The 1,367-nt window shown below is 68.1% G+C and carries 1 protein-coding gene and 1 pseudogene; both read left to right on the top strand.

The features are described from left to right. A pseudogene (locus AB0G15_RS20855) lies at positions 1-234 on the top strand (ABC transporter permease); the annotation flags it as partial. 88 nt (positions 235-322) lie between these two features. After that, positions 323-1,367 (top strand): substrate-binding domain-containing protein (locus tag AB0G15_RS20850; protein ID WP_362842046.1); only part of this gene is annotated, 1,045 nt, incomplete at its 3' end.

Here is a 1,367-nt window from a genome sequence, read left to right as displayed (position 1 = left end):
CACGGCGATCTGTACGAGCTGGACGCGATCGCCGCGGTCATCATCGGCGGCACGCTGCTGACCGGCGGGCGCGGGTCGATCATCGGGTCGATCCTGGGTCTGCTGATCTTCACCGTGATCACGAACCTGTTCATCCTCAACGGGCTCAACACCAGCGACCAGCTGGTGGCCAAGGGCCTGATCATCGTGGTGGCCGTGCTGCTCCAGCGGCGCAGCCTCGAATCGAGAACCTAGACCCGCGTCCCGCGGACCGGTCAAAGGCTCGCGGGGCGCGTCACGCGCTCTACCCCCCAAGGATTCACCCCCAAGAAGGAGCAAGGTCATGACAGAAAACGTCGCGCGCAGGGGCTTCCTGCTCGGCGGTGCGGTCATCGGCGCGGGTGCGCTGGTGACGGCATGCACGGGCAACGAGGCCCCGGCCCCGGCGGCGGCCTCGGCGCCGGCGCCGGCTCCGGCCGCGACCGGTGGCAACGACGCCCCCGGCGACAAGGTCGTCATCGGTTTCTCCGCGCCCGCGGCCGACCACGGCTGGATCGCCGCGATCGCCAAGAACGCCGAGGCCGCGGCCAAGGAGTACTCCGACATCGAGTTCAAGCCGGTCGAGCCGACCAACGACATCAACGCGCAGATCTCCGCGGTCGAGTCGCTGATCGCCGCCAAGGTCTCCGCGCTGGTGATCTTGCCCAACGACGGCCAGCAGCTCAACCAGATCGCCCGCCAGGCCTCCGACGCCGGCATCCCGGTGATCAACCTGGACCGGGTCTTCCCCGACAAGCTGTCCTACCGCACCTGGATCGGCGGCGACAACTACGGCATGGGCGTGGCAGCCGGCCACTACATCGGCAAGAAGCTCAAGGACAAGGGGGTGGCCAACCCGGTCATCCTGGAGATCCAGGGCATCGCCACCCTGCCGCTGACCCAGGACCGCAGCAAGGGCTTCGAGGACGCGCTGAAGACCTACGGCTTCAGCGTGACGGCCAAGCAGGACGCGCAGTTCACCGTGGAGTCGGGCACCAAGGTCGCCGCCAACCTGATGCAGGCGCACAAGAAGATCGACGCGATCTGGAACCACGACGACGACCAGGGCATCGGCGTGCTGGCCGCGATCAAGGAGGCCGGGCGCAGCGAGTTCTTCATGGTCGGCGGCGCCGGCTCGGCCAACGCGATGCGCGACATCCAGGCCGGCTCCGGCGTGCTGGAGGCCACCGTGACCTACAGCCCCACCATGGCCTCCTCGGCGATCAAGCTGGCCCGCCTGATCGCGCAGGGCAAGGGCATGAGCGACCTGGTCGAGAACCAGGTGCCCCAGTCGATCACCCTGGCCTCCGAGACCATCACCAAGGAGAACGTGGCCGAGTACCTGCCGT

It is taken from the genome of Streptosporangium sp. NPDC023825 (assembly GCF_040639575.1).
In the GTDB taxonomy this organism is placed as follows: Bacteria; Actinomycetota; Actinomycetes; order Streptosporangiales; family Streptosporangiaceae; genus Streptosporangium.
Note: the sequence above shows the minus strand (reverse complement) of the source record. Positions and strands in the feature narration are given on the sequence as shown.